This window comes from Thalassoroseus pseudoceratinae (assembly GCF_011634775.1).
Lineage (GTDB): Bacteria > Planctomycetota > Planctomycetia > Planctomycetales > Planctomycetaceae > Thalassoroseus > Thalassoroseus pseudoceratinae.
On sequence record NZ_JAALXT010000023.1, the window covers coordinates 1 to 279 of the forward strand.

The following is a 279-nucleotide window of genomic DNA, read 5'->3' on the forward strand; positions in this document are numbered from 1 at the left end:
GTGACCGCCATCAACGACGCTCCTATAGCTGTCGATGACGACGCGACAACCGACGAAGACACTCCGGTGGTCATCAACGTTCTCGCCAACGACTCAGACGTCGAGGGCGACACGCTGACGGTGTCGGCTGTCACTCCAGGGACCAACGGCACGGTGACGATCAATCCCGATGGCACGCTGACCTACACGCCAGCGGCCAACTTCGCCGGCAGCGACACCTTCACTTACACCATCAATGACGGAAACGGCGGCAGCGACACTGCCACCGTCAATGTGGTT

The 279-nt window shown here is 60.6% G+C and carries 1 protein-coding gene; it reads left to right on the top strand.

Features of this window, described 5'->3' with window-relative positions:
- Window positions 1-279 (top strand): Ig-like domain-containing protein (locus tag G6R38_RS27760; protein WP_166832145.1); only part of this gene is annotated, 279 nt, incomplete at both ends.